Genomic DNA, 12,614 nt, shown 5'->3' with positions numbered 1-12,614 from the left:
GGAGGACGCCCCGTTTCAGCGCCTCCCGCTCTCACGCGTCGGCGAGGCCGGAGAGGAGTTCCTCCAGTTCCAGGCCGGTGAGGAAGTCGCTCCACGTGCGCGCTGCGTCCGCGCCGCCCAGGCCCCCGACCACGTCCGGCAACCGCTCCCTGGCTCGGTGCTGCACGGCTTCGAGCCGGTCGCGCGTGTCCCTGCCCGCCGCCCGGAAGACCTTGAGCACCGCGGTCCGGTCGTTGTCCGTCGAGCGTTCGAGCGCGTCGAGCGCGAGACCGATCCCCCGGAGTTCACGGGCGAGCCGGTCGTGGAGAGCGGCGACCGGTGCCCGGACCTCGTCGGCCAGCCGGACGGCGCGCAGCGGAAGCGCCCGCTCGGCCAGCAGCCGGGTGAGGGACTGCTCCAGCTCGGGCAGCCGGCTGGCCCGAAGGGCCCGGTCGCCCAGCTCACGGTCCGGCGTGGACAGCGCTTCGTGCGCGGCGCCGGAGTGGACGGGGAGGACGGCGGGCAGGGCGGAACCGGCGGCACGGCAGACCTGCTCGATCCGGGCGGTGTGCCCCGCGACCTGCTCGAACTCCCTGGCCGGGTCGTCGGCAAAACGCCTCAGGCGGTGCGGTTCGAGGACCCGGCTCTTCACGTTGACGACGACGAGCAGCGGTTTCCCCGAGCGGAGCAGCCGCAGGAGTTCGGCGGACTCCTCGTCGCGCAGGGTGTCGGCGTAGTTCCATATGACCGCGTCGGCGTCGTCGCAGGCGGCCCGGGCGTGCGTGGCGTCGTGGTCGTCGTCCTTGGCCGCGACACCGGGCGTGTCGAGGTACGTGACGCAACCGACCCGGAAGGCGGCGGTCTCCCGCGTGGTGCGGTGTGCTCCTCGCCCGATGCCGTCCCGGTCCGCGTCGCGGATCAGGGCCTTGCGGAGCGTGGTCTTGCCGGACTTGGTCCGTCCGGCGACGGCGACCCGCAGCCTGCCTTCGGCGGCGGGCATGACCCGTACGGCGTCGCGCAGTGCGCGTTCGAGTGCCCCGACGCGGCGCATCACCTCCACGAGTCTCCCGCTCTCGACGGCGTGCGGGGAGTACGGCGTCGGCGGCGAAGCACCCCCGGCCTGGGCCCCTGCCCCGGCCCGCAGAGCGGCCTGGATGTCGCGGTAGGCCGGCCGGCTCGGGTCCACCGCGCCGGACGACGACGCGAGCCGGGCGACCAGGGGCGCGAGGGCCTCACGGAGAGCCGGTTCGGTCCGCCACAGGTCCATGGCCGCGGCGACGCGGTCGAAGGACGCGAGGTTCTTCGTGTACCAGGACTCGAAGGCACGCAGCTCGTCGATGCCGGTCCGGGAGGCGGATGCCAGGAGCCCTTCCGTGATCCGCGCGGCCGAAGCCGAGCCGGGCACCGCCCACCCCGGGCCGGGCGCGGCCGAACCCGAGGCAGGGGCGGTCGGATCGGCGGCCCGGCTCACCGGCGCTGCGGCGGGCCCGCGCCCGAGCACCGCCCGCACGTCGGCGTCCGCGAGCATGTCCAGCGCGCTCGCGGAGACGGCGCCGGTGTCCCGGGCCTCGATGGCCCAGCGCAGGGCGTCACACCGCTCCGTGTCGAATCCGGTGCGCGCGTCCGGCGCGAGCCAGCGCCACCACCGCGGCCGTCCCGACAGGAGCGTCTCGTACGCCTCCCCCGCCACGACCAGGTCGCGCACCTTCTCCAGGAGCGGCACCAGTTCCCGGTTGCGCAGCTCCCGGAGTGTGGCGGCACCGTGCCCCAGCACCAGCTCGCGTGCCCTGGCCGCCCGTCGGCTGCCCCGTGGCAGGCTCAGCTCGGCCGTCGCGGACTCGACGTCGATCTCACGGATCGAGGGCCAGACCTCCTCTGGCCACTCCCGCTCCGCGCGACGGCACGGCTCCAGTGCTCCGGGCAGCTCCCGTTCCGCCACCGCCGACGCCGCGGCGTCCGCCCGGAGTGCCTCCACCGGCACGCCCTCCAGGGCCGGCAGACGGCTCCGGAGCCCGTCGAGCCGTCTCAGCTCCCCGAGGTGTCCGTCGCCGTCCGGCGCCGGGATCCGTCCCCGGGCCGTCGTCAGGCGGATCAGTTCGTGTGCCTCGGCGCAGGTCGCCACCGCGTCGGACACCGGTGGGAGAGTGCTCCCGGACGTCGGCAGGTCCGGGCACCCCCGTGCCTGGGCAACCGCGGCCACGTCCTCGGCGAAGCGCTGGAGTGCGGCCGGGCCCACCACGGCGTCCACCCCCAGCGGTTCGAGCAGAAGGGCCAGTGTCCTGGCTCTGAGACCCGTTCCGTCGTGCACCGTCCTGCCGTTCGCCGCACCGTCGTTCAGCACGTCGTCATGCAGCATGCCGCCGTTCACCGTCCCGTCGTTCCCCTTCCGCGCTCCCCCGCGCCCGCCCGCGCCTCGTACGGTCCCTCGTCCTTCGTGGGAGCCGTAGGCGCACGCCACCGGGCGGGTGCCGACGGCGCGGTCACGGCCTCCTCCGCCGGGCGGCGGTCTTCTTGGCCCTTCTGGCCGACCCGGTCCCGGGCGCAGTCGCGGACCCGGAGTCCGTCGGCTCCGCGTCCAGGACCTGGGAGGCGAGCGCGAGCCAGGCCCGGGCGTCCGCGCCGTCGAGGTCGTCGGTCCACATCAGGGTGCCGTTGGGACCGCCGCCCTTGTCCCATGGCTCGATGCCGTTCCTCGCGTACCACTCCTTCTTGCGCTCCCACTTGCGCGCGTAGTCGGGGAGGTCGAGCATGCCGGCGTGTTCCCAGAAGACCGTGCGGCCGTCCTCGCCAGTGACGGTGAAGTCGGGGCGGACGACGCGGCCGTCGGCGCCCGTGAGCGGCTCCTCGTAGAGCCATCGTCCCGGCGCCAGGCGATCGAGGAGACCCGCGATGATGACCTCGTTCTTCGAGGCCATCGGCGTCCCGTCGGCGGACACGTGCATCAGCTTGCGGTCGAAGCGGCGGGTCTGCCCCCGTACGTCGAGGGCGAACGGCTGCGGTGCCTCGAAGAGGTCGGTCAGCCGACGGGCAGTCTCGGAGTTACTCGGGTGGGCGAAGGCGCGCAGGTCCGCCAGGGTGCCCTCGTGGAGGATGACGACTCTGTCCTTCTGCCGGGTCAGCGCCGTGTACAGGAGTTCCCTGGGCAGGTTGGCCCTGGCGGGCAGGACCAGGAACGTCGTGCCGCACTCTGAGCCCTGCGCCTTGTGCACGGTGACGGCCCAGGCCAGCTCCAGTGGGGCGTCGTCCCTGTCCGACGGCTGGTAGCTGTACTCGTGGCCAGGCTGGGAGGAGAACTCCACACCGAGCTTCAGGGTGTGCTTCTTCCGCTTGGCGGAGGGCGTGGGCCAGGCGAGGGCAACACCGATCTCTCCGTTGGCGACGTAGTCCATCGCGTTCTCGCGCGGCCACGCCTTCATGCGTTTGTTGGTCGTCTGCATGACCTTGTCGCCGCGCACGATCTCCTCGGGCCCGATCGGGAAGGGGATGTTCGCACCCCGGTACCGTTTCGCCCACTCGGTGTCCGCGGCCCGGTACACGCGTTTGATGTGGCGGTTCAGCTCGACCGTCCCGAAGGCACGGGACCGGGTGGGCGAGAGGATCTGCCACACCTCCGCGCGGATACCGGCGCCGCGCTGCCAGTTGAGGTAGTCGCCGCTGACGCTGCCGCCGTAGGTGAGGGCGAACGCCCGCACGGGATCCTCCGCATCACCGAGACCGAGGACCTGGCCGAGGGCGTCCGTGAGGGCCTGCACGGCGGTGCGCCCGCCCCAGGGGACGTACTGGAGGGGTCTTTCCCCAGTCCGAGTTGCCGACCCGCCACGCTACCTCGGCGATCGGTGCCCCAGCGTTCAGCCATCGTGTGCCGCAAGTCGTACGGGTGCCCAGCCAACGGCGAGTCAACCCGGTCGGGCGGCAGCGCGTACTCCCGGGCTTCCTTCCACACCCGCGAGTACGCGGATGAGCCGACCACGCCGCCACGTTCGTGGGAATCTGGGTGGGGCAGTGCTCAGCCAGCGCTTCACCCGGGAGCAGAACCGGCGTGCCGATCGTGAACGGGCGGAGGACCGCCACGACCGCGCGCAGGAAGCCAGACGGGATCTCTGTGCCCGACTGAACACCACGGCTCGCGCTTACCGGGTCGCTGCCCGAGACGCAGTTCTGGCAGCCGAGCGGGGTGAAAGCGTCGACCCGGCAGCCCTCGACACCGCCAAGGAAGCGTGGGCAGAGCAGTACTCCTTGGCACAGATGGCACTGCCGAAGGACGTCCATCAGATTGCCTCGGCCCTCAACAGGGCGCTCGGGGTCGGATACTCCGTCGTGAAGCAGTTGCCGAGCCGTCCTGACTCAGACGGGTCGTACGAGCGGGCCAAAGACTGGTTCAGCAGACCGCTGTCCGATGGTGTGTATCTGTTGCGAGTCAGCCTTCGTCACGACCTTGGCGTCGAGGTGGAGCCTGACTTCAAAGACACTCGGGCGCGGTTGCTCGCTGCGCTCGACAGTGAGCGGAGGAGTCTTGAACGCCTACTCGCCTCGGAACAGGCCCAGGCCATCAGGCGCGCCTGACAGGCATCGCAAACGACGAGGCCCCTGGGCGTCACGCCAGTCCCCGGGCACGACTGGGTACCGTCGTTCTGGCCCTTGTGCCCAACGTGGCAGGCGCCCAGGCCACTTCAGAAGAAGAGGGGGTGCCGACTAACCTGCGGAACAGAGGCCCTCGTTCGGGCAGAACACAACCCCCGTGTAGTTGTAGCCGGACCGAATGGTCACGGGATTCGGGTCGGGGGGGATGTTGACGTTTGAACCCGCGTCTGCGGTGGCGGTGAAGTGGACCGTCGTCCCGATGGGGAAGCTCGCAGTGCAGGTGCCCGTCGGGTCGGGGGCCGAGTCACCGCCGTACGGATCCCACGCCACAGTGTGGCAGTTGATCCCGACGGGGTTGCTGGTGATGGTTCCACCACCCCAGCCGTCACTGACGTACGCGTTCAGTTGTGCGTTGGTCCGAGCCTGAGCCGGAGCGGCGAAGCCGATCGAGACGGCCGTGGCGAGTGCGGCGATGGCTCCGATCGCGCGCCAGGCGCGGTTTCTGTACCTGTTCATGGGCGGCCCCTCTGATCGAACCGACCCCCTGCGACTAGGCTATTCGCCCCCTTGGGGACCCACAAACCGGGCAGATTCGCCGTCACCGCCTGGGGCGGCCGGCCCCGCTGCCGGGCCGTCGGGCCGTCGGTCGATCACTGTCCGGGGATCGTCGCCCTCTCGTCCTGCCGACCGCGAACTCGGGCGAGCAGACGGTCGATGGCGGGGCGGAGGGGCGCGGACTGCGCGATGGACGCCCAGGTCTCCGTGTCCACGGGACGGCCGCCGTCCCGCTGGATACCGTCGGCCAGGCAAGCGAGGTCGTCCTGATGGAGCGTGCCGTTGACGAAGAGGTAGGCGGCGCAGTCCACCTCTCGCGCCCGTCGTACGAAGCTGTCCGAGGACGTCGCCGAAATGTGGCCGGACTCGTCGAGGGCGTACGCGGCGAAGACGCCGATCCTGACGCCGTCGGGCCGTGCCACGAGGACGGCCAGTGGCTCGCCCAGCCCGCTGTCGGGATGGCGTTCCACCTGGTCGCCTTCGGATCGTGCGGCTTCGACAGCGTCGACGACCCGGTTCTCGAAGACAGTGATCTCCACGGCGTGCACCGCGGGGTCCCGGTCTGCGGCCGGGTCGAGTTGCTTGAGGACGTTCAACATGGCCTGGGCCTGATCGGTACGCCCGGATCGGGCTTGTTCGGCCGCCTGCCTGCGCAGTTCCGACATCGTGAACTCCCAGTCGCCGATGCGCACGCTCTCGATGGTGCGGCCGCTCACGGCCATCAGCAGAAACAGGGCGCCGATCAGGACCAAGGTGGTGCTGCCCGCCTGGTTCGCCGAGATGAAGACCGCCACCGCGCCGGCTCCGGCGAACAGGATCCCGGCCACGCCGGCCGCAGGCCGCTCCCACCTGTCGTCCAGAGGTCCCAAGCGAACGGGGCGTGCCCCGCCTTGCACCCTTGTCGAACTTCCGGTCCCTCTCGGCATGCGTGGATCCTATGATCCGGTTTCCCGACCGGGCCCAGTTCTTCCCCAACTCCCCACTGCAGTCAGGTGTATCGGGCGTACGCCATCGGAAGAGGACGCCGTGGCCGGTGTGTCGGAGTCGGGGCCTTCGCGGTGGGTGGTCGGGGCGGGCGACTGGCCGGGGCCCGCGCGGTGGTCACTTGCCGGGCGCGTCCCCGCGGGGCGCGACGATGTTCAGGACGGCCATCATCCCCATGTCCTCGTGGTTGAGGATGTGGCAGTGCACCACGGTCTTCCCGGTGAAGTCGGTGTAGTGCATCCGGATGACCGCCTTGCCGCGCACGGGCACGTCGATGGTGTCGTACCAGCCGTGGGCGGGGTCCTGGGGTTTCCCGTCGATGCTCATCAGCTGGAAGTCGTTGGTGTGGATGTGGAAGGAGTGGATCTCGTCGGAGTCGTTGCGGATGGTCCACTCCTCGACGGTGTCGAGGGTGCCGGTGAAGTCGGTCCGGTGCGGGTCGTAGAGCCGGCCGTCGATGTAGAACTTCGTGCCCGCCTTGTTCTCCGTGAGGACGACGGTCCTGCGGGCCGCGATCTTCGCGTTGCCCAGGTCCTCGTGCGGGGCGATGCCGGTCGGCAGGGTGGCGCGGTGCACGGGCGTGCCGCCGGTGACGACGGTGGCGAGGTCGGCCCGGGGGAACTTGTTCCCGGCCGGGCCGGTGTCGTACGCGAGGGTCTCCAGACGCGTCGTGCCGGGCCTGCCGCCCTGGACCAGGACGTCGAACCGCGCCCCGGCCGCGATCACGAGCGTGTCCTGGTCGTACGCCTTCCGGACGGGGATGCCGTCCTGGGCGATCACGCGGAAGCGGGAGCCGGGGAGGTGGAGCTTGTAGTAGATGTTGGCGCCGATGTTGGCCAGCCGCCAGAGCTGGGTCTCCCCCGGCCGGATGCCGATCACCGGGTCCTGCTGGCCGTTGACGGTGCGGTTCGTGGGATCCCCGATCTTGAGGGGGTGCGTCTTGATCGAGTCACCCTCGACCTGGAAGTCCTTGAGCGCGATCGTGTGCTCGGTGATGCCGCGCAGGGAGGGGGGCAGGTGCTGCTGGAGGCCCTCGACGACGATGATCCCCGACTCGCCGCCCGCGACCTGCTGCGCGGACATCATGTCCGCGTGCGAGTGGTACCAGAACGTGCCGGTCGGATGGTTGAACGGCAACCGGTAGGTGTAGTGGTACGACTGGTTGTACTTGATGGCGACGAAGACGTCGTCGGCGGGGCTGTGCGGGGAGACGTGCAGACCGTGCGTGTGCACGTTGGTGTCTTCGTCGACACGGTTGGTCATGGTCAGGTCGATGCGGTCGCCGGGCCGCACGCGCAGCGTGGGCGGCATGTACGCCCCGTTGTAGGTGGTGGCGTACAGCCGGCGGTCGCCGACCCGCACCTTGCGGTGTTCCACCACGATGGCGGCCTTGAGGAGGCCGTCGTGGCTGACCAGCTCCGGCGGGTCCTGCAGCCGTGGTCCGGCGGCGGGACGGTCGCCGGCCTCCGGCGCGGGTCGCCGGGTGCCGTGGGCGTCTCCGGCCGGTGTCGGATCCCCGCAACCGGCCAGCCAGCCGGTGGTGAGGAGCAGGCCGGCGACCGGCAGAGCCAGCGAGGAACGGATGCGGGACCGGGTCACGTCTCGGGTCACGTCTCTCCCAGGGAAACCGAGCGACCGGACGGCGGTGCCACGCCTGGTGGGGCAGGGCCGAGGCCAGGGCGGTCGGTCGCCTGGCCGGCCGGAATGTAGGAGAAATGTAGGAGGGGCGGCCTCCACCGTCGCGCGTGCCACGCGCGTCAGGCGGCGGCAACCGCTCCCGTCGGCCGGGCTTCCACACGGATGGCGGCAGTCCCGGCACCCAGGTCCTCAAATCCGTAGATACGCCGATACGCAGGTATGTAGGTACGCCGATACGTACATGCGCGGCAGTCCTCAGATGCTCAGCGCGATCGCGGCACCGATGCCGCCCAGCCCGAGCGCGACGGCGGCGGCGGGCCAGCCGCCGTCGCGCCAGGGGAAGAACCGGTCGAAGGACAGCCGGCCCGAGCCGATGGCGGCGAGCGCGAGCACGACGATGCAGATGGCGACGCTGTACTCGACCCCGTTGTCCTGGATCCACAGGCCGTTGGCACCGCTCACGGTCGCCATGGCGTTGATCATCACGCCGATGATGGCCGCGGCCGCCAGCGGAGTGAACAGACCGACGGCAAGACCGAGGCCACCGGCGAGTTCGGAGAGACCGCCGATCACGGCGAAGACCTTGCCCGGGTGGTAGCCGAGGGTGTCGAAGCTCCTGCCGGTGGCCGTCAGGCCCGGTCCGCCGAAGAGGCCGAACAGCTTCTGCGCACCGTGGCCGGCCAGCAACAGCCCGAAGGTCAGCCTGATCAGCAGCAGCCCGCACTCACCGGCGGACAGCAGGGGGCGCGGACCGGCGGCATGCGTCCCGCCCGGCGGGCCCGAGGCGGTCCTGGCCCGACCGGGGGGCCTGCGGTCCTCCGCCGCGGGAGCCGCGGGAGCCGCGGGGGCTACGGGAGCCGTGGGGGCTCCGGGGGCGCGTACCTGGGTCAGGGACAGGAGGTGGGTTCTGCCGAAGGGGTGGAAATGCAGTGCACGCATGGCAATGCCTTCACGGGTGGGGACAAGCCGGTCTGTCTGCTCGCCGTGCGGCGGGCCCTCCCCCTCACCCAGCATTGCGCCATCCCCTCGTCATATCCAACGATATGTTGAAATATGCACTATTTCGATCGGCAATAACCGACCGGCCGAGGGGGCATGGCATGGCTCGAAGCCGGGGATCGCCACGTGCTGTGATGAACCGTCAGGCGGGCGGAGAAGCGCACCAATTGCAAGCCCGCGACACCCGACAGGAGGCCTTCACGCGGAGCGTTTGCGAGCCGCCGCCGTCTTCTTGGCCGACGTCTTCCTCGCCGCCGCCTCCTTCTCCTCCGCGCCCTTCCCCTCCGACGTCTTCGCCGTCGACTTCCTGGCCGTGGACTTCCTGGCCGCCGGCCCCTCCGCCGCAGCCTTCGCAGTCGCCGACTTCACGGCCCCCGACTTCTTGGGCGAGGCCGCCGGCCTCTTCACCGCCGGCTTCTTGACCGCCGCCCCCTTCACCTCGGCCCCCTTCACCTCGGCCCCCTTCACCTCGGTCCCCCTCGCCGCGGCTCCCTTCGCTGCCGTCCCCTTCGCCGCCGTCCCGTCCGCCGCGGCCCCCCGCCGCTTGCCGCTCGCGCTCGGCAGCGACGCGACCTCGGCGCCCTCCGCCCTCTCGGCGCCCTCCGTCCCCTCCGCGCCCTCCGCCCCCTCCCCCCTCGACTCCTTCGCCGCCCGCACGCTCTTCTCCAGGGCCGCCATCAGGTCGAGGACCTTGCCGCCCGCCGCCGGTTCGGGGGCCTCCGGCGGGGCCTCGCCGGCCGCCTTCGCGGCGATGACCTCCTCCAGGGCCTCCCGGTACTCGTCGTGCAGGTCCTTCAGGTCGACCTCGCCGAGGGTGTCCATCAGGGCGTCCGCGAGGTCGAGTTCCTTGTCCCGGACGGTGACGTCGACGTCCGGGGCGACCCCCTCGGGGGCGCGGACCTCGTCCGGCCAGAGCAGGCCGTGCATGGCGATGGCGTCGCCGACCACCCGGAGCATGCCGAGGCGCTCGCGGCCGCGCAGCGCGTACTTCGCGATGGCCACCTTGTGGCTGCGCTTCAGGGCCTCCCGCAGGAGGACGTACGGTTTCGCCGCCGGGGCGCCCGAGGCCGCCAGGTAGTACGCCGCGTCCATCTGGAGCGGGTCGATCCGCTCGGCGGGGACGAACGCGACGATCTCGATCGTGCGGGCGGTGGGGATGGGCAGGTGGGACAGGTCCTCGTCGGTGATCGGGACGATCGTGCCGTCGGCGTCCTCGTACCCCTTGCCGATCTCCGACTGGGTGACCTCACGGTCCTCCAGCTCGCAGAACTTGCGGTAGCGGATGCGGCCGTTGTCCTCGGTGTGGACCTGGCGGAAGGAGATCGAGTGGCTCTCCGTGGCGTTCACCAGCTTGATCGGGATGCTGACGAGCCCGAAGGAGATCGCGCCGTTCCAGATGGATCGCACGTGCGGCTTCCCTCCGTCCGAATACCAGGATTTGTATGAGATTGTCATCGTATGACGCCGATCACAGAGGTGGACGGGCGCAGGGTCGCGCTCAGCAACCTGGAGAAGGTGCTGTATCCGGCGACCGGGTTCACCAAGGGCGAGCTGCTGCACTACTACGCGACGACGTCCGGGGTCCTGCTCCCGCATCTGCGGGACCGGCCGGTCTCGTTCCTCCGGTACCCGGACGGTCCTGACGGCCAGGTGTTCTTCACCAAGAACGTGCCGCCGGGTACGCCCGAGTGGGTCACGACCGCCGAGGTGCGCCGCTCGGAGGGGGCGGCCCGGATGGTGCTGGTGCAGGACCTCGCGAGCCTGATGTGGGCGGCGAACCTGGTCACCGAGTTCCACACGCACCAGTGGCTGGTGGGGACACCGGACGAGGCCGACCGGATCGTCCTCGACCTGGACCCCGGCGCCCCGGCGACGGTGGTGCAGTGCTGCGAGGTCGCGCTGTGGCTGCGGGAGCGGCTGGCGGCGGACGGGATCGAGGCGTACGCCAAGACGGCCGGTTCGAAGGGGCTGCATCTGCTGGCGGCGGTGCGGGGAGCGTCCAGCGAGCGGGTGAGCGAGTACGCGAAGGAACTGGCCGTGGCGGCGGAGCGGGCGATGCCGCGGCTGGTGGTGCACCGGATGACGCGCAGTATGCGGCCGGGGAAGGTGTTCGTGGACTGGAGCCAGAACGCGGGGCGGAAGACGACGGCCACGCCGTACACACTGCGGGCACGGCGGGAGCCGACGGTGTCGGCGCCGGTGACGTGGCAGGAGGTCGCGGAGTGCCGGGCGGCGGCGCAGCTGGTGTTCCGAGCGGGGGACATCGTGCCGCGCGTCCAGGATCACGGGGACCTGCTGGCCCCGCTGCTGGACACGGGACGCGCGGCGGCGCTGCCCTGAGGGGCCGTCGTCCCGAGGGGCCGTCGTCCCGAGGGGCTCTACACCCTTCCCCACGTGTTGCGGTCCCGCGCCATGGCGTGCAGGGCCTCCACGTCCGCCGGCTTGAGGACGCCGCCCAGGCGGGACAGGCCGTCCAGGTCCTGGTCGCGGAGGATGTGGACCTCGCGCGGCGCGGCCGTCGTCCGGACGTCCGCCGGCTCGGTCAGGGCCAGGACCGGACGGACCTCCGCCGTGAGGGCGTACGAGGCCCGGTCGGCGTCCGCCCGCAGGCGGCGCAGGAGCGGCTGGGGCTCGCGCCGACCCAGCGTGATCATCGGGTCGGCGACCAGGACCTTCTGCTTGCGGGCGTAGAGGGAGTGCACGCAGAACAGGCCGCCCGGCCCGATCAGCAGATGGTGCAGGCGGTCGCCGCCGGGCAGCGGCACGGAGTGCAGGGCGTGCCAGCCGGCTCCGTCGAGGTGGTCCAGCGCGTCGCCGACGGTCTGTTCCGCGGTCAGGGCGCGGCGGCGGGGGTCGGGGCGGAGTCGGTGGGCCGGACCGGGGTCCCGGTCGAGGGCGACCAGCAGCGCCTCGCCGGGGCGGTTGGGCGCCAGGTCGTCGTCGGGATGCAGGGTCAGCCGCGCCAGTTCGGCCGGGGTGGGCACGGGGGGCGGGCCGACCGTGACCGGGCCGGTCAGGAACGGGCGCAGGGTCTCCAGCACGTCGTCCCGCCGCTCGTCGCTGAGCAGATTGACCCGGCCCGCCTCACGGTCGTACCAGGCGATGTTCCTGCCGTCCGTGAGGCATACGTACAGTCGCTCCTGACCGTGCCGCCAGGTCGGCACGACGCGCAGTCCGCTCATTGCGTCATCACCCCTCGACCATGGGAACAGGCGGGGTGCTCCAGGGGCAAGAACCCCGCTACCTTTGACAGGGGTTGGCGCGCGCAGCGGGGAGGCGCCGGGTGCGGATCCGTGGTGAGCAGTACGACGTACCGGCTCCGGACAGTCCATGGAGCGAGGTGCTGCCCGGGCTGTGGATGGGCGGCCACGAGTTCCGGGGGCGTTCGGGGCGGCTGGAGTCCGCCGTGGTGCGGGACGAGTTCGACCTGGTGCAGAGTCTGCTGCGGCTGCCCGGGCACGGTCCGCCCGCCGGGGTCGAACACCATGTGTGGCCGATACCGGACGGGCCGCTGGACGGCACCCAGCTGGCCGGCGTGATGCGGCTCGCGCTGGCGGCGAGCGAGGCCCTGGACACGGGGCGGTCGGTGCTGGTGCGCTGCTACAGCGGGTACAACCGGTCCGGGCTGGTGGTCGCGCAGGCGCTGGTCCACCAGGGGCGTACGGCCGAGGAGGCGATCCGGCTGGTGCGGGCCCGGCGCTCGCCCTGGGCGCTGCACAACGAGCTGTTCGTGGCCTACCTGCGGGCCGGGCTGTCCACCGCCCGGCTCCTGGAGGACCTCGCCGAGTAGCCTCTCCCCTGCACCGGCCCCCGGGGCGCAAAAAGGACTTCCCTACGAATCTACGAATTAAGGTGTACGGGGCCGCCTCCGCCCGCCG

11 protein-coding genes and 1 pseudogene are annotated in these 12,614 nt (G+C 71.5%); 3 read left to right on the top strand and 9 right to left on the bottom strand.

Annotated elements, in window-relative coordinates:
• Window positions 1-31 precede the first annotated feature (31 nt).
• From ABZ887_RS18480 to ABZ887_RS18470, 3 genes and pseudogenes are all read right to left on the bottom strand, one after another.
• A complete protein-coding gene (locus ABZ887_RS18480; RefSeq protein ID WP_361290168.1) occupies window positions 32-2,335 on the bottom strand; it encodes a GTPase in 2,304 nt (767 codons plus the stop codon).
• A gap of 124 nt (window positions 2,336-2,459) precedes the next feature.
• Window positions 2,460-3,731: an ATP-dependent RecD-like DNA helicase gene (locus ABZ887_RS18475; protein ID WP_361290165.1), complete on the bottom strand. Its 1,272-nt coding sequence runs from the start codon at window positions 3,729-3,731 to the stop codon at window positions 2,460-2,462.
• Between the two features lie 49 nt (window positions 3,732-3,780).
• Window positions 3,781-3,964 (bottom strand): annotated as a pseudogene (locus tag ABZ887_RS18470) (site-specific integrase); the annotation flags it as partial.
• Window positions 3,965-3,981: 17 nt separating this feature from the next.
• Here ABZ887_RS18470 and ABZ887_RS18465 point away from each other — a divergent pair.
• Entirely contained in the window at window positions 3,982-4,542 is a 561-nt protein-coding gene (locus tag ABZ887_RS18465; protein WP_361290162.1) for a hypothetical protein, read from the top strand.
• Window positions 4,543-4,671: 129 nt separating this feature from the next.
• Here ABZ887_RS18465 and ABZ887_RS18460 read toward each other — a convergent pair whose 3' ends face one another.
• The 5 genes from ABZ887_RS18460 to ABZ887_RS18440 form a co-directional block, all read right to left on the bottom strand.
• On the bottom strand, window positions 4,672-5,076 hold the full coding sequence (locus ABZ887_RS18460) for a hypothetical protein (protein WP_361290159.1): 405 nt from the start codon (window positions 5,074-5,076) through the stop codon (window positions 4,672-4,674).
• A 134-nt stretch (window positions 5,077-5,210) separates the two neighbouring features.
• Window positions 5,211-5,984, bottom strand: coding sequence for a hypothetical protein (locus tag ABZ887_RS18455; RefSeq protein ID WP_361290156.1), 774 nt, complete (start codon window positions 5,982-5,984; stop codon window positions 5,211-5,213).
• Between the two features lie 232 nt (window positions 5,985-6,216).
• Window positions 6,217-7,710, bottom strand: coding sequence for a multicopper oxidase family protein (locus ABZ887_RS18450; RefSeq protein WP_361290153.1), 1,494 nt, complete (start codon window positions 7,708-7,710; stop codon window positions 6,217-6,219).
• A gap of 282 nt (window positions 7,711-7,992) precedes the next feature.
• On the bottom strand, window positions 7,993-8,676 hold the full coding sequence (locus tag ABZ887_RS18445) for a DoxX family protein (protein WP_361290150.1): 684 nt from the start codon (window positions 8,674-8,676) through the stop codon (window positions 7,993-7,995).
• 258 nt (window positions 8,677-8,934) lie between these two features.
• Window positions 8,935-10,143: a Ku protein gene (locus tag ABZ887_RS18440; RefSeq protein ID WP_361290147.1), complete on the bottom strand. Its 1,209-nt coding sequence runs from the start codon at window positions 10,141-10,143 to the stop codon at window positions 8,935-8,937.
• A gap of 51 nt (window positions 10,144-10,194) precedes the next feature.
• Between ABZ887_RS18440 and ligD the strand changes: the two genes are divergently transcribed.
• Window positions 10,195-11,076: a non-homologous end-joining DNA ligase gene (ligD, locus tag ABZ887_RS18435; RefSeq protein ID WP_361290144.1), complete on the top strand. Its 882-nt coding sequence runs from the start codon at window positions 10,195-10,197 to the stop codon at window positions 11,074-11,076.
• Between the two features lie 38 nt (window positions 11,077-11,114).
• Here ligD and ABZ887_RS18430 read toward each other — a convergent pair whose 3' ends face one another.
• Window positions 11,115-11,918, bottom strand: a complete 804-nt coding sequence (locus ABZ887_RS18430) for a nuclease-related domain-containing protein (protein WP_361290141.1) — start codon at window positions 11,916-11,918, stop codon at window positions 11,115-11,117.
• 101 nt (window positions 11,919-12,019) lie between these two features.
• On the opposite strand from ABZ887_RS18430, the gene ABZ887_RS18425 reads away from it, so the two are divergent.
• Entirely contained in the window at window positions 12,020-12,526 is a 507-nt protein-coding gene (locus tag ABZ887_RS18425) for a protein phosphatase (protein ID WP_361290138.1), read from the top strand.
• Window positions 12,527-12,614 lie beyond the last annotated feature (88 nt).

The sequence above is a fragment of the Streptomyces sp. NPDC047061 genome, assembly GCF_040643955.1.
Classification (GTDB): domain Bacteria; phylum Actinomycetota; class Actinomycetes; order Streptomycetales; family Streptomycetaceae; genus Streptomyces.
Note: the sequence above shows the minus strand (reverse complement) of the source record. Positions and strands in the feature narration are given on the sequence as shown.

Excerpts from the sequence above, each read along its gene's own strand:
- ABZ887_RS18480 (WP_361290168.1), bottom strand. The coding sequence starts at position 2,335 with ATGCTGCATGACGACGTGCTGAACGACGGTGCGGCGAACGGCAGGACG.
- ABZ887_RS18460 (WP_361290159.1), bottom strand. The coding sequence starts at position 5,076 with ATGAACAGGTACAGAAACCGCGCCTGGCGCGCGATCGGAGCCATCGCC.
- ABZ887_RS18445 (WP_361290150.1), bottom strand. The coding sequence starts at position 8,676 with ATGCGTGCACTGCATTTCCACCCCTTCGGCAGAACCCACCTCCTGTCC.
- ligD (WP_361290144.1), top strand. The coding sequence starts at position 10,195 with ATGACGCCGATCACAGAGGTGGACGGGCGCAGGGTCGCGCTCAGCAAC.
- ABZ887_RS18430 (WP_361290141.1), bottom strand. The coding sequence starts at position 11,918 with ATGAGCGGACTGCGCGTCGTGCCGACCTGGCGGCACGGTCAGGAGCGA.